Here is a 16895-nt window from a genome sequence, read left to right as displayed (position 1 = left end):
GCGGGCCTTGTACCAAAAAAACGCAGACATGCAAAGGAAATTGGATAAGGAGTGTGCGCCCTTGCAAAGAAATGGGCCTTCTCCGACAGGGTCTGACTGAGTATCGAACGAGATCCCGCCGCCGTTGGCATCGAGCTTGCAGTGGGCTGATCGTGACACAAAGTGTTTAGTATTTGGTGCCGCGCTGGTCATTATACAGGCCGTTGTTTATAGTTTTTTAAACACCGCTGCTTGACAAAGGCCTTTATCACGGGCTTTTATGGTGTGGTCGATTACATTTTCTTAACAAGGGTGTTCCTTATATTAGACACCCTTGACAATGGCAACCGTAAAGTCGGGGTTTAACATGGACAGTATCAAGGGCTGGATGGAGAGCAATCGCATCACGGAAGTGGAGTGCCTGTTTCCGGATTTCACCGGCAATGCCCGAGGCAAGATCATTCCAGCCAACAAGTTTCTGCGCGAGGGGGGCATGCGGCTGCCCGAGGTCATCTTCACCCAGACGGTGACCGGCGAGTACCCGGATGACGACAGCATGATAGACCCGCTGGAGCGGGACATGCAGCTCTATCCCGATCCCAACACCATTCGTTTCGTACCCTGGGCGCTGGAGCCCACCGCCCAGGTGATCCACGACTGCTTTGACGTCAACGGCAAGCTCATCGACATCGCTCCCCGCTCCGTGCTGCGCCGGGTTCTGTCATTCTACGAGAAGCAGGGTTGGAAGCCGGTGGTGGCGCCGGAGCTGGAGTTCTACCTGGTGACCCGCAACGAAGATCCCGACTATCCACTGGTACCGCCGGTGGGCCGCAACGGCCGCCCGGAAACGGCCCGCCAGTCGTTCAGCATCGATGCGGTGAACGAATTCGACCCCATCTTCGAGGACATGTACGACTACTGCGAGGCCCAGGAGCTTGAGGTGGACACCCTGATCCACGAATCCGGCGCCGCCCAGATGGAGATCAACTTCCTGCACGGGGATGCCATCGATCTCGCCGACCAGGTGTTTCTGTTCAAGCGCACCATGCGCGAGGCCGCCCATCGCCACGGCATCTATGCCACTTTCATGGCCAAGCCCATGAGCAACGAACCGGGTTCCGCCATGCACATCCACCAGAGCCTGGAAGACATGGATGGCAACAACCTGTTTGGTACCAGCGAAGGGGGCAACTCCGATCTGTTCATGCATTTCATCGCCGGCCTGCAGAAATACACCCCGGCAGTGACCGCCCTGCTGGCGCCGAACGTCAACTCCTACCGCCGCCTCACCTTTGGCGAGAGTGCGCCGCGCAACGTGCAGTGGGGGGTGGAAAACCGCACCTGTGGCCTGCGGGTCCCCTTCTCCGAACCGAGCGCACGTCGGGTCGAGAACCGCTTCGCCGGGGCTGATGCCAATCCGTATCTGGCCCTGGCCGCCACCCTGGCCTGCGGCTACCTCGGCATGCTGGAGAAGCTCGAACCCATGCAGGAGATGAAGGCGAGTGCCTATGACCTGCCCTACAGCCTGCCCCGCTCGCTGGAGGAATCGCTGAGCCACCTGGAGCAGTGTGAACCCATCAAGGACATGCTGGGGGAGCGCTTCATCCGCGCCTTCGTGGCCGTCAAACGCAAGGAGTACGAGACCTATTTCGGCGTGATCAGCCGCTGGGAACGGGAATTCCTGCTGCTGAACGTCTGATCTGTCCCCGGGGGAGGCGAGGCCTCTCCCCGTCATATCGCAAGCAAGGGGCCGAAGGCCCGTCTGGCGGGGGCGCCCGCGACCCGGAAGGCACCGAGTAAAGGTGAGGCCCGCTCTCGCAATGGAGAGGGGGGTCACCTGCAATCAACTGGCGACGATGTTCGCCCCATGGAAAGGCATCGAGCAGGCAAGAGAGTGCCAGCCCCGTGAATGGCAGTGACCGGGCAGGCCACCCGTGCCCTCATGAATGGCGACAAGATTCGCCGAATCGAAGGAACCGAGGAGCAAGCAATGCAGCACACCACCCGTGAGTGGCAGCAACTGGAAGCCAGCCATCATCTGCATCCGTTTACCGATTTTCAGGCCCTGAACAAGAAGGGCAGTCGCATCATCACCAAGGCCGAAGGCGTCTATCTGGAAGACTCCGAAGGCAAGCGCATTCTGGACGGGATGGCAGGTCTGTGGTGCGTCAACATGGGCTACGGCCGTCAGGAGCTGGTAGATGCCGCCACTCGCCAGATGCAGCAGCTGCCCTACTACAACCTCTTCTTCCAGACCAGCCACCCTCCTGCTGCCGAGCTGGCAACCCTGCTGGCCGAGATCACGCCTTCCCACCTCAACCACGTCTTCTTCACCGGCTCGGGCTCGGAGTGCAACGACACCGTGCTGCGTATGGTGCGCCACTACTGGGCCAGCAAGGGACAACCTGACAAGCAGGTGATAATCAGCCGCCACAATGCCTATCACGGCTCCACCGTGGCGGGGGCCAGTCTGGGGGGCATGAAGGGGATGCACGCCCAGGGCGGCTTGCCCATTCCCGGCATAGTACACATCGACCAGCCCTATCACTTCGGTGAGGGAGAGGGCATGAGCGCCCACGAGTTCGGTCTGGCCCGTGCCCGCCAGCTGGAAGAGAAGATCCTGGCACTGGGGGTGGACAAGGTAGCCGCCTTCATCGGCGAGCCTATCCAGGGTGCGGGGGGGGTCATCATTCCGCCCGAGAGCTACTGGCCCGAGATCCAGCGCATCTGCGACCAGTACGGCATCCTGCTTATCGCCGACGAGGTGATCTGCGGCTTTGGCCGCACCGGCCACTGGTTTGCCAGTGAAGGTTTTGGCATCAAACCCGACCTCATGTGCCTAGCCAAGGGCATTACCTCCGGCTATCTGCCGATGGGCGCCGTGATGGTGGGGGACAGGGTAGCCAGGGTGCTGGTGGAAGAGGGGGGGGAGTTCAACCATGGTTTCACCTATTCCGGTCATCCGGTCGCCTGCGCCGTGGCCATTGCCAACATCCAGCTTATGCAAAGGGAGAGCATAGTTAAGCGAGTTCATGATAGTATCGGCCCCTATTTGCAGCGCCGCTGGGCTGAGCTGGCGGACCATCCGCTGGTGGGGGAAACCCGTGGAAAAGGCCTGGTCGCCGCGCTGGAAATAGTGCAGGACAAGCAGACGAAACGTCGCTTCCCGGCCGAGCTCCATGCCGGGATGACCTGTCGGGAGTTCTGTTTTAACAATGGCTTGGTGATGAGGGCTGTCGGCGATACCATGATCATATCGCCCCCCTTGGTGATCACCGAGGAACAGGTGGATGAATTGGTCAAACTGGCTAGGCTCAGTCTGGACCTGACGGCTGCAAAGCTGCGGGAATAGGCGGGAACCGGGCAGGTTGGCTTACGCATACAATTTGCTTAGGAGACAAGGACTATGTCTTTTAAAAAGGGAATGATGGCTGCTTCCGTGGCGCTGGTCATGATGAGTACCGGGGCGATGGCCGACGAGAAGGTGCTGCACGTCTACAACTGGAGCGACTATATCGCGCCGGATACGCTGGAAAACTTCCAGAAGGAGACGGGTATCAAGGTGGTCTACGACGTGTTCGACAGCAACGAAGTGCTGGAAGCCAAGTTGCTGGCAGGCAAGTCGGGCTATGACATCGTCGTACCGTCCAACCCCTTCCTGGCCAAGCAGATCAAGGCAGGTGTCTTCCAGAAGCTGGACAAGTCCAAACTCTCCAACTGGCAGAACCTGGACGTCGACCTGCTCAAGGCGCTCGAACCGAGCGATCCGGGCAACCAATACTCCATCCCTTACCTGTGGGGCACCATCGGCTATGCCTACAACGCCGAGAAGGTGAAGGCCGTGCTGGGGGCCGATGCCCCGGTGGACTCCTGGGATCTGGTGTTCAAGCCGGAGAACATGGCCAAGCTGAAGGAGTGCGGTGTCTCCTTCCTCGACTCGCCGACCGAAATGCTGCCGGCCGCCCTGCAATACCTGGGCTTCAAGCCGGACAGCCAGAAGCCGGATGAGCTGAAGAAGGCAGAGGCGTTGTTCCTCTCCATCCGTCCCTATACTGCCTACTTCCACTCCTCCAAGTACATTTCGGATCTGGCCAACGGCAACCTGTGCGTGGCGGTCGGTTACTCCGGTGACCTGCAGCAGTCCAAGGCGCGTGCCGCCGAGGCCAAGAACGGTGTCAGCCTGACTTACACCATTCCGAAAGAGGGGGCAGGCAGCTTCTTCGACATGATCGCCATCCCGGCGGATGCCAAGAACGTCGAGGCGGCCCACACCTTCATCAATTACCTGATGAAGCCGGACGTGATCGCGAACATCACCAACGTGGTGCAGTTCCCGAACGGCAACAAGGCGGCCACGCCGCTGGTGGACGAGGCGATCCGTACCGACCCGGGTATCTACCCGACGCCGGATACCCTCAAGAAGATCTACACCTTCCCGGATCTGCCGGCCAAGGTGCAGCGTCTGATGACCCGCAGCTGGACCAAGATCAAGTCAGGCAAGTAAGAGTGACGAGTACCCCTCCCGGTCCGCAGTTCGGCCGGGAGGGTGGTGACCACCCGACAGGTTGGACGGCGCGTATGGATGCGCGACTGGCAAAATCACACAAATGAGGACTGATAAGTGCACATGACCAAGATGGCAACGCTGGCCCTGACCCTGGGGTTTGCAAATCTGACCCAGGCAGCCCCTGTGGTTCATTTTTACAACTGGTCCGATTATATCGGCGAGACCACCCTCAGTGACTTTCAGCAGAAGACCGGGATCAAGACCGTCTACGACGTGTTTGACTCCAACGAGACGCTGGAAGGCAAGCTGCTGACCGGACGCACCGGCTACGATCTGGTCGTGCCCTCCAACAATTTCCTGGCCAAGCAGATCAAGGCGGGGGCCTTCCAGAAGCTGGACCTCACCCTGCTGCCAAACCTGAGCAACCTGGACCCCATGCTGCTCAAGCAGCTCGAGAAGGTGGATCCGGGCCATCAGTACGCCGTGCCCTACCTCTGGGGCACCAACGGCATCGGCTACAACGTCGACAAGATCAAGGAAGTGCTGGGTGTCGACAAGATTGACTCCTGGGCGACCATCTTCGAGCCGGAAAACATGAAGAAGCTCTCCCAGTGCGGCGTGGCCTTCCTCGATTCGGCGGACGAGATGATCCCGGCTGCCCTCAACTACCTGGGGCTCAACCCCAACAGCCATGAGCCGGCGGATATCAAGCGGGCCGAAGAGCAGCTGCTCAAGGTGCGCCCCTACGTGGCCTACTTCCACTCCTCCAAGTACATCGGTGACCTCGCCAACGGCAACATCTGCGTGGCGGCGGGTTTCTCCGGCGACATCCTGCAGGCGGCGTCCCGGGCCGAGGAGGCGGGCAAGGGGATCAATATTGCCTACAGCATCCCCAAGGAGGGTGGCAATCTCTGGTTCGACATGATGGCGATCCCGGCCGATGCCACCAACGTGAAAGAGGCTCACGCCCTGATCAACTACATTCTCGAACCGCAGGTCATCGCCAAGGTGAGCGACTATGTGGGTTACGCGAACCCGAACATCAAGGCGGGAGAGTTCATGGACAAGGCCGTTCGCGAGGACGAGTCAGTCTATCCCCCCCAGGCGGTGCTTGAGCGTCTGTATGTGCAGGAAGCACATCCCCGTTCGGTGCAGCGCCTGATCACCCGGAGTTGGACCAAAATCAAATCCGGAACCTAACCTTGGCGCCCATCCCGGGGCGCCAGATTGTATTGATGGATCGGCCCAGGCCGGAATCACCTTTGGGAGTTTGGTAATGGCGATAGCCTCCAGTGCCTACAAGAAAGCCCTCGAGGGCAGCCAGCAGCGTAAAGAAGTGCTGGTCAAAATAGACAGGGTAAGCAAGCAGTTCGACGAAACGCTGGCGGTCGACAACGTGTCTCTCAACATCCACAAGGGCGAGATCTTCGCCCTGCTGGGTGGGTCCGGCTCCGGCAAGTCCACCTTGCTGCGGATGCTGGCCGGGTTCGAGCGACCCACGGAAGGACGGCTGTTCCTCGACGGCGTCGACATTACCGACATGCCGCCCTATGAACGCCCCATCAACATGATGTTCCAGTCCTATGCCCTATTCCCCCACATGACGGTGGCCCAGAACATCGCCTTCGGCCTCAAGCAGGATGGCCTGCCCAAGGCGGAGATCGATGCCCGGGTGGAAGAGATGCTCAAGCTGGTGCAGATGACCCAGTACGCCCGCCGCAAGCCGCACCAGCTCTCCGGTGGTCAGCGTCAGCGGGTGGCCCTGGCTCGTTCCCTGGCCAAGCGTCCGAAACTGCTGCTGCTGGACGAGCCCATGGGGGCGCTGGACAAGAAGCTGCGCTCCACCATGCAGCTCGAGCTGGTCGAGATCATCGAGCGGGTGGGCGTGACCTGCGTCATGGTGACCCACGATCAGGAAGAAGCCATGACCATGGCCGAGCGGATCGCCATCATGCACCTCGGTTGCATCGAGCAGATCGGCAGCCCGATGGACATCTACGAGACCCCGGCCAGTCGGCTGGTGTGCGAGTTCATCGGCAACGTCAACCTGTTTGACGGCCTGCTGGTGGAGGATGAGCAGGACCACGCCATCATCGCCTGTGCGGATCTGGAGCAGCCCATCTATGTGGGTCACGGCATCAGCTCCCGGGCGGAGAACAAGAAGGTCACCTATGCCCTGCGTCCGGAAAAACTGCTGATGAGCCTGCAAAAGCCGGAAGAGATCGAGCATCCGGACTTCAACTGGACCAAGGGCGAGGTTTATGACATCGCCTATCTGGGCGGCCATTCCGTGTATCACATCCAGTTGCCCTCGGGCAAAATCGTTCAGGCTTTCATCGCCAATGCCGAACGCCACGGCAAACGGCCGACCTGGGATGACCAGGTGTTCCTCTACTGGGAAGATGACAGCGGCGTGGTGCTGCAATCATGAAGGCATTGAGACGACTCAAACAGGTGGGAGGGCGGCAGCTGGTCATCGGCATCCCCTTCTTCTGGCTGTTCCTCTTCTTCCTGCTGCCCTTCATCATCGTCGTGAAGATCAGCTTCGCCGAAGCGGACGTGGCCATCCCCCCCTACACGGACGTGGTGAGCTGGGCAGACAATCAGCTCACCATACTGCTCAACCTGGGCAACTACCTGCTGCTGCAGGAGGATGAGCTCTACATCGCGGCTTATCTGGGGTCCCTCAAGATAGCCCTGGTCAGTACCCTGCTCTGCCTGTTGATCGGCTATCCCATGGCTTACGCCATTTCGCGGGCCAACAAGGAGACCCAGACCGTTCTGTTGCTGCTCATCATGATGCCGACCTGGACGGCGATCCTGATCCGGGTATACGCCTGGATGGGGATCCTCAGCAACAACGGCCTGCTCAACAGCGTCCTGCTGGGCATCGGGGTGATCGACGAACCGCTGCAGATCCTCAATACCAACCTGGCGGTCTATATCGGCATCGTTTACTCCTACCTGCCGTTCATGGTGCTGCCGCTCTACGCCAACCTGGTCAAGCACGACCAGAGCCTGCTGGAGGCGGCCTCCGATCTGGGTGCCCGCAACCTGACCCGGTTCTGGCAGATCACGGTGCCACTCTCCAAGAACGGCATCATCGCCGGTTGCATGCTGGTGTTCATCCCGGTGGTGGGCGAGTTCGTCATTCCCGAGATGCTGGGTGGCCCGGAGACCCTGATGATCGGCAAGGTGTTGTGGCAGGAGTTCTTCAACAACCGTGACTGGCCGGTGGCCTCCGCCTTGGCGGTGGTGATGCTGGCGGTGCTGATCATTCCCATCATCCTGTTCAACCGCAACCAGGCCAAAGAGCTGGAGGGCAAGGCATGAGACGTTTCGGTTTTGCCAAGCTGATGCTGTGGCTGGGTCTGCTGTTCATCTACCTGCCCATGATCATCATGGTCATCTACTCCTTCAACGCCTCCAAGCTGGTGACGGTGTGGGGGGGGTGGTCGCTCAAGTGGTACTTCGGCCTGCTCGACAACAAACAGTTGATCGGGTCCGTGTTCCGCTCCCTGGAGATCGCCTTCTACACCGCCATCGCGGCGGTGGCGCTGGGGACGGTGGCGGCCTTCGTGCTGACCCGGATCCCTCACTTCCGTGGCCGGACCCTGTTCGGCGGCATGGTGACGGCGCCGCTGGTGATGCCCGAGGTGATCACCGGTCTCTCCCTGCTGCTGCTGTTCGTGGCCATGGCCCAGCTGGTGGGTTGGCCCGCGGAGCGGGGCATGCTGACCATCTGGATAGCACATACCACCTTCTGTACCGCCTATGTGGCGATCGTGGTGTCGGCGCGGCTGCGGGAGCTGGATCTCTCCATCGAGGAGGCGGCCATGGACCTGGGAGCCAAGCCCTGGAAGGTGTTCTTCCTGATCACCATCCCGATGATCGCCCCGTCGCTGGCGGCGGGTGGCATGATGTCGTTTGCCCTGTCGCTGGATGATCTGGTGCTGGCGAGCTTCGTCTCCGGCCCGGGTTCGACCACCTTGCCGATGGAAGTGTTCTCGGCGGTGCGTCTCGGCGTGAAGCCCGAGATCAACGCCATCGCGAGTCTGATCCTGCTGTCGGTATCCCTGTTCACCTTCGGTAGCTGGTATCTGATGGCCCGGGCGGAGAAACGCCGTCGCGCCGAGATCGCCATGACCACCCAGATGCAGGCAGTTGCCTGACCTGCCCCGTGATAAGATCCGCATTCCCCCATCCGTCAGGAGAATGGAATGCGGATCTCCCTCTTCATCGGCCAGAGCGCCGAACTGAACCCAGAGCAGGCCCCCGGCCTCATCAGTGCCATCCACAAGCAGCCTGCCGACGTCCCTCTGTGGTGCGATTTCCTCGGCCTTCGCGGGGATGAGCAGAGCGACAGACGCCATCATGGCGGCCCGGATCGAGCCCTGCACCATTACCCTGCGGAGCACTACGCCTGGTGGAAAACCTGGCAAACCGCGCTGGAACTGCCTGTACCACGCACACCCTGGCAGCCTGCCGCCTTTGGCGAGAATCTCTCTGGTTCGGGGCTGACGGAGGCGCAGGCCTGCATCGGCGATGTCTATCGACTTGGGGAGGCGCTGATCCAGATAAGCCAGCCCAGATCCCCCTGTTTCAAGCTCAACCAGCGCTTTGGCTATGGCCAGCTCTCCCAGGTGATGCAGCTGAGTGGTCGCTGTGGCTGGCTGCTGCGGGTGCTGGAAGAGGGAAGGGTGGAGCCGCAGGGGGAGCTGACACTGGTGGACAGACCCTACCCTGAGCTGACGGTGAAGCGCACCGCCGACATCCTGTTCAACCAGGTTCGCAACGAGGAAGACCTGCAACTGCTGCTGGAGAACCCGGCGCTCTCTCCCAATTGGCGCCAGCATGCGGCTCATTGGCTGGAACATGGAGTGGTGGCGGATTGGAGCCGGCGTTTGCTGGGGCCGACCGAGTTCAGGTTGCCTCGACAGGGCTGAAGGCAGGCGGAAAGATGCCTTGTGGCGATTTTTGCTGCGACTCGCTGAATTATTGAGCGTAAAGCCGTTTTTTTAGAGTGAATGCAAAAAAAGGCTTGTGTCGGGTCGGGGCTTTCGGTAAATTCTCGCCCCGCAGACATCGGTGTGTAGCGCAGCTTGGTAGCGCACTTCGTTCGGGACGAAGGGGTCGGAGGTTCGAATCCTCTCACACCGACCACATTTGAAAAGGCCGCTCAATGAGCGGCCTTTTCGCATTTGGTCTGTTGAAGCAAAGCTGACATTTCCATTGTCGATTGCTGCAGCTGCTGCTCCGATCTTCCTCATTTGCCCAACTAAAAGGGCCACCGCTCGGTGGCCCCACTGGTGGAGTCTGATCCTGACTCCGGCACTCTAGATTGTGACAATCTCGTTGTGGGTCTTGTCGATGGTGCCCTCCTTGCGCCCCAGGCGCTCATTCAGATATGCCAGTGTTGATGCCGCAATGCCTTGAAACCGTGTTGGGTTTGCAGGGCCGCATGCTTGGGGTACTCACTAATGAAATGTGCTATTCCCTCCATCAGTTGTGAACGCAGCGAAGACACGGGCTCATGCCAGGCTTGCAGGCAGAGATGACCAGGGATCAGCTGCTCTCGATACGCTTCCAGCAGCGATTCCGGCCAGGGCTCGATATGGGAATCGTGACGCAGTAAATAGTGGGCGGCGGGTTCACGGGCATAGATGAACTGAACTTGGGCCAGGTCGCGTTGGCTTAGCGTTTGGCTGCCGATATGGCAAGTCAGATATTTTCCCGTCTTCAGATTCAGGAAGTGACCGCGTTGCCGACAGGCAATGATGCGATACCAGGGCAGGGGTGAACAGAGAGAATACCCCTCCAGCTCCTGTTCCAACCAGTGACGGCACTCTGGGGTCTGCACTTCTTCGCGCATGGCCTCAAGTCGTGTCAGCAAGGCTCTGGATGGTTGGGTAGCCAGTATCGCGCTCATCGTCTGCAATCCTCCCTCTGCACAGAATCCCGACTTTCAGTATGGACCCTGAGCGGAGGAGGGGGTAAGAATTCTAATGATTAAAATCAGCTTAGAAGCGCACTTTTTATGCAATAAAAACCATTAGCCGACGAGGTAGGTCCCCGTGCCGAAGGCGATGTGAGTGCCCTCTTCGTTGTGCAGCTCCATGCGGGCGACCGCGACCTTGCTGCCTGCCCGGATGATGTGGGCGGTGGCGATGAACTCGTTGCCGCGACCGGGACGAAGATAGTCCACCCGCAGATCGATGGTGCCAAGCCGCGAGAAGCGCTCCTTGAGATAGCTGGGGGAGAAGTCCTCCAGCTCGTCGATGCAGGAGGCTGCGACTATCATGCCGCCCGCCACGTCGAGCAGGCTGGCGGTGACGCCGCCGTGCAGTATGTTGTGGAAAGGGTTGCCGATGAGCTTCTGTTCCATCTTGATGCGCAGCTCCACTTTATCGAAGTCGTAGTGGGTGACTTGCATGCCGATCAGCTTGTTGAAGGGCATCTTTTCGGCGAACAGGTTGGCTATGCCACTGAGCGCCATCTTCTTGAGCATCTGTTTCATTCCTTGAGTCCGCCCTGTCATCAAAGCCGAGTAAAAACACCAGCCAGTCTGCAACACTTCCTTAACACTCGCAATGGCAGGTTTATTGTGGGCGGCGGCTGCTTTAGAATGGCGACCCCAAAGGAGAGCCCATGACCGTCATTGCCGAAACCCTGCCTGACCCTCAGCCAGAGAATCCCCTTGCCCTGTTGCAGGCGGTGTTTGGCTATCAGCAGTTTCGGCCGGGCCAGCTCGAGATCATCGAGCAGATAGTGGCGGGGCGCGATGCCCTGGTGCTCAAACCCACCGGCGGCGGCAAGTCGCTTTGCTACCAGATCCCGGCGCTGCTGCGACCCGGGCTCGGTGTGGTGGTCTCCCCCCTCATCTCGCTGATGAAGGATCAGGTCGACACCCTGCGCGCCAACGGCGTGGCGGCGGTCTACATCAACTCGGCACTGAGCCGGGAAGAGATGATCCAGAACTTCGCCGCCATGCGCCGGGGCGAGATCAAGCTGGTTTATGTTTCCCCCGAGCGTTTGCTGCAGCACGAGTTCATGGACCGGTTGGCGGAGCTGCCCCTCGGCCTGTTCGCCATCGACGAGGCGCACTGCGTCTCCCAGTGGGGGCACGATTTTCGGCCGGAATACGCGGCGCTGGGACGGCTCAAGCAGTGGTTCCCCCAGGTGCCGGTGGTAGCGCTCACCGCCACCGCCGACGAGGCGACCCGCAGCGACATGCTGCACCGGCTGGAACTGAACGATCCCTTCATCCACACCGCCAGCTTCGATCGGCCCAATATCCGCTACAGCCTGGTGGAGAAGTTCAAGGCGGCGGAGCAGCTGCTGCGCTACGTGCAGAGCCAGAAGGGCAACTGCGGCATCGTCTACTGCTCCAGCCGCAATCGGGTGGAGGAGGTGGCCGAGCGGCTATCCCGTCACGGCTGCAAGGCGGCACCCTATCATGCCGGTCTGCCGCTGGAGCTGCGTCAGCAGACCCAGGAGGCCTTCCTCAAGGATGACATCGAGATCGTGGTGGCGACGGTGGCGTTCGGCATGGGCATCGACAAGCCCAACGTGCGCTTCGTGGTGCACTACGACATCCCGAAGAACATCGAATCCTACTATCAGGAAACCGGCCGTGCCGGGCGCGACGGCACCCCGGCCGAGGCGCTGCTGCTCTACGATCCCGCCGACATCGGTCGGGTGCGCCGGCTGCTCGACAACATCGAAAACCCACAGCAGTTGCAGGTGGAGCAGTACAAGCTCAACGTGATGGCGGCCTTCGCCGAGGCGCAGACTTGCCGCCGTCAGGTGCTGCTCAACTACTTCGGCGAGTACAACGACAAGCCGTGCGGCAACTGCGACATCTGCCTCGATCCGCCCCAGAGTTATGACGGCACCGAAGACGCCCAGAAAGCGCTCTCCTGCGTCTGGCGGGTGGGACAGAATTTCGGGGTGGGTTATGTGGTGGAGGTGCTGCGCGGATCGCTGAACCAGCGCATCAAGGATCACGGTCACGACAAGCTGTCGACCTACGGCATCGGCAAGGATCAGAGCCACGAATACTGGATGAGCGTCATCCGCCAGCTGATCCACAAGGGGTTGCTGACCCAGAACATCACCCGCAATCTGGTGTTGCAGCTGACCGAAGCGGCTCGACCCGTGCTGCGTGGCGAGATGAAGCTTGAACTGGCAGTCCCCCGCCTGCAGCCCATCTCCAGTCGCAAGGAGAAGCGCAACGGCCTGCTCGACAACGCCAACTATGACAAGCGGCTGTTCAAGGAGCTGCGCGCCCTGCGCAAGCAGATCGCCGAGGATGAAGAGGTGCCGCCCTATGTGGTGTTCAACGACGCCACCCTGGTTGAGATGGCACAGCTCATGCCGATGACCGAGGAGGAAATGCTGGCGGTCAACGGTGTCGGTCACCGCAAGCTGGAGCGCTTCGGTGAGGCCTTTATGGACCTGATCATCGACTACTGCCGCCGGTAGGGTCGGCCCAGGTAGACCTTGTCATCGACCGCTGCAGGCCCAGGCCGGTAGGCTGGCACAACAAACAGTGGAAAGGCGCCCGTTGGTCGGCGCCATGCATTATTTCAGGCTGGCGTAATAGGCTGCCAGATTCTCCATGTCCGCCTCGGTCAGCATCGCCATGAAGGGAACCATCAGCGGCTCGGTACGGGAACCCTCCTTGAACGCTTTCATCTGCTTGAGCAAATAGGCCTGGTTCTGGCCCGCGAGGTGGGGGTAGGTCGGGACGCTCGCCTTGCCATCCGCGCCATGACAGGCGGCACAGACCACGGATTTGGCCTTGCCTGCGTCTATGTCGGCCGCCTTGGCCTGATGGCCCCAGGCAAGCGCCAGCAGGGGCAGGGTATAGACCCACTTTGGCATCGTCTTCTCCTTGAAATGAATAATCGTGATCGCCTGTTAGCCTCGACGAGCCGACGGCGGTATAAAGAGTGACACGAGCATACGCAGGGACAACCTCCATCACCATGAAGTTGATCAACACTTTTGCCACCGAACTCCCTTGGGCTTGCGAGCCCGTTGCCCTGCAGCCGCTGCATGGCCCCAGATTGCTGCATCTGAACCGTGCGCTGCTTGGTGAGCTGGGGTTCGGGGAGGTGAGCGAGGCGCAGTGGCTCGCTTGTTGCGGCCAGGGGCAGTCCCTGCCGGGCATGCAGCCGGTGGCCCAGGTCTATGCGGGCCACCAGTTCGGTGGTTACAGCCCGCGCCTCGGGGATGGCCGCGCCCTGCTGCTGGGGGAGCAGCTGGCGCCGGATGGCAGCCGCTGGGACCTGCACCTGAAAGGGGCGGGCAAGACGCCATTCTCCCGCTTTGGCGACGGCCGTGCCGTGCTGCGATCCAGCATTCGCGAGTACCTGGCTTCCGAGGCGCTGCATGCCCTCGGCATTCCCACCACCCGGGCTCTGGTGCTGCTGGGCAGTGACGAGCCTGTCTACCGGGAGCAGGTGGAGAGCGGGGCGACCGTGCTGCGCACCGCGCCGAGCCATCTGCGCTTCGGTCATTTCGAGTATTTCGCCTGGAGCGGGCAGGGGGAGAAGATCCCCGCCCTCATCGACTATGTGCGGCGTTACCACTTCCCCGAGCTGGCCGATGGCGCCGAGCTGTTTGCCGAAGTAGTGTGCCGCACCGCGCGGCTCATCGCCAAGTGGCAGGCGGCGGGGTTCTGTCACGGGGTGATGAACACCGACAACATGTCCCTGCTCGGGCTGACCCTGGATTACGGCCCCTACGGTTTCATCGACGCCTATGTGCCGGACTTCGTCTGCAACCACTCGGATCCGGATGGTCGCTATGCGCTGGATCAGCAGCCTGCGGTCGGATACTGGAACCTGCAGAAGCTGGCACAGGCGCTGGCCGGCCATGTGGATGGCGACGCGCTCGCGTCGGCCCTGGCCCAGTACGAGCACCAGCTGATGTTGCACTACTCCGAGCTGATGCGCGCCAAGCTGGGGCTGGCGGTGTGGGAAGAGGAGGATCCGGCGCTGTTCCGCGAGTTGTTCCGGCTGCTGGCGGCGCACAAGGTGGATTACCACCTCTTCCTGCGACGTCTCGGTGAGGTGACGCGAGAGGGAGCGTGGCCCGCCAGCCTGCTGGCCCTGTTGCCGGATCCTGCCGTCTGGCAGGGGTGGCTTGAGGTCTATCGGGCACGCCTCGCCCGGGAAGGGAGCGAGGATGGCGTGCGCAAGGGGCAGATGGATGCAGTCAATCCCAAGTATGTGCTGCGCAACGCGCTGGCCCAGCAGGTGATCGAGGCGGCAGAGCAGGGCGACATGGCGCCGTTCGAGCGGCTGTTTGCGGCCCTGCAGCATCCCTATGATGAGCAACCGGCATACGAGGATCTCGCCACTCCGCATCCGGGCTGGTATTGCGGGGGCGAGCTCTCGTGCAGCAGTTGAGGAACCACAGATGAACTGGCGTATCACGCAGACAGACAGGGAAGCCGGGGTGGTGATGCTGACCTGCCCGGGCCTTGACTGGGACAGCTTCCCGACCTTGGCCGAGGCCCTGTTGCAGGAGTGGGAGCTGGCGGCCCTCGAGCGGGAGTGGGGGGCGGATCGCCACAGCTGGCTGCTGGAGTTTGAAGGCAGCCGCTTTCGGCTCGAGTACGAGCATTACAGCGGCTGCTGGCTGGCGGCGGTGCAGCCGGACGACGCGGAGGCGCTGCTCTGGCTGGCTCGGCAGTCCCGGGAGTGAGCTTGGCGTGCGATGCGAGTCAATCCCTTGAGATAACCGCATAAAGATTGAACTATCAATTTTGGGGCGTATAATCTCGCCCCTTGATTATCGCCATGGTGGCGATATGGGTTCCCTAACCCCATTAACCAAAAAGGTCACAATATGAACCTGACTCCGGCTCAGTACCAGACGGCACTGATGCGTCTCTCGTTGTTCCACATCCTGATCATTGCCAGCAGCAACTACCTGGTGCAGCTGCCGATCACCATCTTTGGCTTCCACACCACCTGGGGTGCCTTCAGCTTCCCGTTCATTTTCCTGGCCACCGATCTGACGGTGCGGATCTTCGGCGCCGGCCTGGCGCGCAAGATCATCCAGACCGTGATGCTGCCGGCATTGACCGTGTCCTACGTGCTCTCGGTGCTCTTCTTCGAAGGGAGCTTCCAGGGGGTGGGCAATCTGGCAGAGTTCAATCTCTTTGTTGCCCGGATCGCGTTAGCCAGCTTTATGGCCTATCTGGTGGGCCAGTTCATGGATGTGGTGGTGTTCAACCGCCTGCGCCTGCTGAAAGCCTGGTGGGTGGCACCGGCGGCCTCCACCCTGTTCGGCAATCTGGTGGATACCATCGCCTTCTTCAGCATCGCCTTCTGGCGCAGCACGGATCCCTTCATGGCCGAGCACTGGGTCGAGATCGCGACCGTGGATTACGTATTCAAGTTGCTGATAAGTCTGGGGTTGTTTGTGCCGCTTTACGGTGTGCTGCTGCGCTATCTCAGCCGCAAGCTGGTGGGGGAGGCCGGATTGGCTGACCTGCAAGCTGCTACGCGACAAGCCTGATGAGATTGACCACCCCCATGGGTGGTCAATTTTTTTGCGATCTTCGCAAATAAGGCTTGCACAGTTAAATGAGAATGATTATTGTTACCTTGTTTTCCGGGAAAGACTTCATTTGTTCCAACGTGATGGACTTCTTGTGAAGGCACGACATTGCTCACATTGCTTCCAGTTAAGGGGCCAGTAGTTTACTGGCCCTCTTTTTTTTGCGTCTTTTCCGCCATCAGCGGGCATAAAAAATGGGAGCCAGGGCTCCCATTTTCACTCAGCGTTATTTACTCGATGTCGAGGGCATCGGGGGAGAGGATCACCCCTGTGGTATCGGCATAGAGGTGGTCATCCGGCAGGAAGGTGACGCCGCCGAAGTTGACCGGCAGATCGGTTTCCCCGATATCCTTGCTGTCGGCGCCCACCGGAATGGCCGCCAGGGCCTGAATGCCGATGTCGAGATCTTCCAGGATATCGACCTCACGGACGCAACCGTAGCAGACGATCCCTTCCCACTCATTTTCCGCTGCCGTGGTGGCGATCTCGCTGTCGATCAGGGCACGACGCATGGAGCCGCCACCGTCGATCAACAGCACGCGACCAACGCCGTTCTCCTTGACCAGTTCACGGATAAGACCGTTCGATTCGAAGCATTTGACTGTGGTGATGACGCCGCCGAAAGAGGCGCGGCCGCCGAAGGAGCAGAGCATGGGTTCGAGTACATCCACCATGTCCTGATAGATGTCGCACAGTTCTGAAGTGTTGTATTCCATTGTGTCAGATCCACCGCTGGAAACAGGTGGATCCAGTATAAGGAGTGGGGTTGGCATTTCAACGACTATTCCTTGCCCAGTGGCGGGAAATGCCGTTTTTGCGCGAAAGCGGCCCC

At 60.5% G+C, this 16895-nt stretch carries 16 protein-coding genes and 1 tRNA gene; 13 read left to right on the top strand and 4 right to left on the bottom strand.

Features of this window, described 5'->3' with window-relative positions:
• The first annotated feature begins 346 nt into the window (after positions 1-346).
• From AB5Y59_RS16350 to AB5Y59_RS16310, 9 genes are all read left to right on the top strand, one after another.
• Positions 347-1678: a glutamine synthetase family protein gene (locus tag AB5Y59_RS16350; protein ID WP_010676060.1), complete on the top strand. Its 1332-nt coding sequence runs from the start codon at positions 347-349 to the stop codon at positions 1676-1678.
• Between the two features lie 291 nt (positions 1679-1969).
• A complete protein-coding gene (locus AB5Y59_RS16345; protein WP_010676059.1) occupies positions 1970-3331 on the top strand; it encodes an aspartate aminotransferase family protein in 1362 nt (453 codons plus the stop codon).
• 54 nt (positions 3332-3385) lie between these two features.
• Entirely contained in the window at positions 3386-4483 is a 1098-nt protein-coding gene (locus tag AB5Y59_RS16340) for a polyamine ABC transporter substrate-binding protein (RefSeq protein ID WP_029314872.1), read from the top strand.
• A gap of 117 nt (positions 4484-4600) precedes the next feature.
• Positions 4601-5686, top strand: a complete 1086-nt coding sequence (locus tag AB5Y59_RS16335) for a polyamine ABC transporter substrate-binding protein (protein WP_043153440.1) — start codon at positions 4601-4603, stop codon at positions 5684-5686.
• Positions 5687-5762: 76 nt separating this feature from the next.
• Positions 5763-6917, top strand: a complete 1155-nt coding sequence (gene potA / locus AB5Y59_RS16330) for a polyamine ABC transporter ATP-binding protein (RefSeq protein ID WP_010676056.1) — start codon at positions 5763-5765, stop codon at positions 6915-6917.
• Positions 6914-7819 carry an ABC transporter permease subunit gene (locus tag AB5Y59_RS16325; RefSeq protein WP_010676055.1) on the top strand — a complete coding sequence of 302 codons (906 nt, stop codon included), beginning with the start codon at positions 6914-6916 and terminating at the stop codon, positions 7817-7819. The genes potA and AB5Y59_RS16325 overlap by 4 nt, the downstream gene beginning before the upstream one ends.
• A complete protein-coding gene (locus tag AB5Y59_RS16320) occupies positions 7816-8658 on the top strand; it encodes an ABC transporter permease subunit (protein WP_010676054.1) in 843 nt (280 codons plus the stop codon). The genes AB5Y59_RS16325 and AB5Y59_RS16320 overlap by 4 nt, the downstream gene beginning before the upstream one ends.
• A 48-nt stretch (positions 8659-8706) precedes the next feature.
• Entirely contained in the window at positions 8707-9432 is a 726-nt protein-coding gene (locus AB5Y59_RS16315; protein ID WP_200164605.1) for an MOSC domain-containing protein, read from the top strand.
• Positions 9433-9572: 140 nt separating this feature from the next.
• Positions 9573-9649 (top strand) — tRNA-Pro (locus AB5Y59_RS16310).
• Between the two features lie 238 nt (positions 9650-9887).
• Here AB5Y59_RS16310 and AB5Y59_RS16305 read toward each other — a convergent pair.
• Both AB5Y59_RS16305 and AB5Y59_RS16300 read right to left on the bottom strand, forming a co-directional pair.
• Positions 9888-10415, bottom strand: a complete 528-nt coding sequence (locus tag AB5Y59_RS16305; protein ID WP_010676052.1) for a hypothetical protein — start codon at positions 10413-10415, stop codon at positions 9888-9890.
• 123 nt (positions 10416-10538) lie between these two features.
• Positions 10539-11003, bottom strand: a complete 465-nt coding sequence (locus AB5Y59_RS16300; protein ID WP_039039661.1) for a thioesterase family protein — start codon at positions 11001-11003, stop codon at positions 10539-10541.
• A gap of 131 nt (positions 11004-11134) precedes the next feature.
• Here AB5Y59_RS16300 and recQ point away from each other — a divergent pair, with 131 nt between their 5' ends.
• Positions 11135-12970, top strand: coding sequence for an ATP-dependent DNA helicase RecQ (recQ, locus tag AB5Y59_RS16295; protein ID WP_039039660.1), 1836 nt, complete (start codon positions 11135-11137; stop codon positions 12968-12970).
• Between the two features lie 99 nt (positions 12971-13069).
• On the opposite strand, the gene AB5Y59_RS16290 is transcribed toward recQ, so the two are convergent.
• Complete coding sequence (locus AB5Y59_RS16290) at positions 13070-13372, bottom strand: cytochrome c (protein WP_043153448.1); 303 nt, start codon at positions 13370-13372, stop codon at positions 13070-13072.
• Between the two features lie 104 nt (positions 13373-13476).
• Between AB5Y59_RS16290 and AB5Y59_RS16285 the strand changes: the two genes are divergently transcribed.
• The 3 genes from AB5Y59_RS16285 to AB5Y59_RS16275 all read left to right on the top strand — a co-directional run bounded on the left by AB5Y59_RS16285 (position 13477) and on the right by AB5Y59_RS16275 (position 16021).
• The gene (locus AB5Y59_RS16285; RefSeq protein ID WP_368212354.1) at positions 13477-14904 is read left to right on the top strand and encodes a YdiU family protein; all 1428 of its coding nucleotides are present in this window, start codon (positions 13477-13479) and stop codon (positions 14902-14904) included.
• Between the two features lie 10 nt (positions 14905-14914).
• Complete coding sequence (locus tag AB5Y59_RS16280) at positions 14915-15202, top strand: DUF3630 family protein (RefSeq protein ID WP_041211964.1); 288 nt, start codon at positions 14915-14917, stop codon at positions 15200-15202.
• A gap of 144 nt (positions 15203-15346) precedes the next feature.
• The gene (locus tag AB5Y59_RS16275) at positions 15347-16021 is read left to right on the top strand and encodes a 7-cyano-7-deazaguanine/7-aminomethyl-7-deazaguanine transporter (RefSeq protein WP_103261660.1); all 675 of its coding nucleotides are present in this window, start codon (positions 15347-15349) and stop codon (positions 16019-16021) included.
• A gap of 272 nt (positions 16022-16293) precedes the next feature.
• Here AB5Y59_RS16275 and rraA read toward each other — a convergent pair whose 3' ends face one another.
• Positions 16294-16779 (bottom strand): ribonuclease E activity regulator RraA, encoded by a 486-nt coding sequence (gene rraA, locus AB5Y59_RS16270; protein WP_010676045.1) that lies wholly within the window; start codon positions 16777-16779, stop codon positions 16294-16296.
• Positions 16780-16895: the final 116 nt, after the last annotated feature.

The sequence above is a fragment of the Aeromonas sp. s10 genome, assembly GCF_040907975.1.
Lineage (GTDB): Bacteria > Pseudomonadota > Gammaproteobacteria > Enterobacterales > Aeromonadaceae > Aeromonas > Aeromonas caviae.
Note: the sequence above shows the minus strand (reverse complement) of the source record. Positions and strands in the feature narration are given on the sequence as shown.

Bases quoted from the DNA above. Each gene is read 5' to 3' on its own strand.
- potA (WP_010676056.1), top strand. From the start codon at position 5,763: ATGGCGATAGCCTCCAGTGCCTACAAGAAAGCCCTCGAGGGCAGCCAG.
- AB5Y59_RS16320 (WP_010676054.1), top strand. From the start codon at position 7,816: ATGAGACGTTTCGGTTTTGCCAAGCTGATGCTGTGGCTGGGTCTGCTG.
- AB5Y59_RS16275 (WP_103261660.1), top strand. From the start codon at position 15,347: ATGAACCTGACTCCGGCTCAGTACCAGACGGCACTGATGCGTCTCTCG.
- AB5Y59_RS16345 (WP_010676059.1), top strand. From the start codon at position 1,970: ATGCAGCACACCACCCGTGAGTGGCAGCAACTGGAAGCCAGCCATCAT.
- AB5Y59_RS16280 (WP_041211964.1), top strand. From the start codon at position 14,915: ATGAACTGGCGTATCACGCAGACAGACAGGGAAGCCGGGGTGGTGATG.
- AB5Y59_RS16350 (WP_010676060.1), top strand. From the start codon at position 347: ATGGACAGTATCAAGGGCTGGATGGAGAGCAATCGCATCACGGAAGTG.
- AB5Y59_RS16305 (WP_010676052.1), bottom strand. From the start codon at position 10,415: ATGAGCGCGATACTGGCTACCCAACCATCCAGAGCCTTGCTGACACGA.
- AB5Y59_RS16290 (WP_043153448.1), bottom strand. From the start codon at position 13,372: ATGCCAAAGTGGGTCTATACCCTGCCCCTGCTGGCGCTTGCCTGGGGC.
- rraA (WP_010676045.1), bottom strand. From the start codon at position 16,779: ATGGAATACAACACTTCAGAACTGTGCGACATCTATCAGGACATGGTG.
- AB5Y59_RS16340 (WP_029314872.1), top strand. From the start codon at position 3,386: ATGTCTTTTAAAAAGGGAATGATGGCTGCTTCCGTGGCGCTGGTCATG.
- recQ (WP_039039660.1), top strand. From the start codon at position 11,135: ATGACCGTCATTGCCGAAACCCTGCCTGACCCTCAGCCAGAGAATCCC.
- AB5Y59_RS16325 (WP_010676055.1), top strand. From the start codon at position 6,914: ATGAAGGCATTGAGACGACTCAAACAGGTGGGAGGGCGGCAGCTGGTC.
- AB5Y59_RS16300 (WP_039039661.1), bottom strand. From the start codon at position 11,003: ATGAAACAGATGCTCAAGAAGATGGCGCTCAGTGGCATAGCCAACCTG.
- AB5Y59_RS16285 (WP_368212354.1), top strand. From the start codon at position 13,477: ATGAAGTTGATCAACACTTTTGCCACCGAACTCCCTTGGGCTTGCGAG.
- AB5Y59_RS16315 (WP_200164605.1), top strand. From the start codon at position 8,707: ATGCGGATCTCCCTCTTCATCGGCCAGAGCGCCGAACTGAACCCAGAG.